General features: G+C 70.1%; 1 protein-coding gene. It reads left to right on the top strand.

What is annotated here, in order from left to right:
• Nucleotides 1-288 (top strand): condensation domain-containing protein (locus tag AC5Y30_RS25535; RefSeq protein ID WP_499922104.1); only part of this gene is annotated, 288 nt, incomplete at both ends.

The following is a 288-nucleotide window of genomic DNA, read 5'->3' as shown; positions in this document are numbered from 1 at the left end:
TCACCACATCGTCATCGATGGCTGGTCACTACCGATCCTGCTCGGCGAAATCTTCGCCGCCTACCACCAACAACCCCTGCCCGCCCCGATCTCCTACCGCCGGTTCATTCACTGGCTGACCGAGCGCGACCAGCACGCCGCCCAGACCGCCTGGGCCCAGGTACTGGCCGGGGTGGACACCCCCACCCTGCTCGGCCCGCCCGGCCGGCTCCAGCCCGGCCCGCGCCACACCACCACCTACCGGCTGCCCGAACACACCACCACCGCCCTGCACGAACTGGCCCGCAT

This window comes from Mycobacterium sp. NGS27, assembly GCF_059813005.1.
This window is presented reverse-complemented; position numbering and strand designations above follow the sequence as displayed.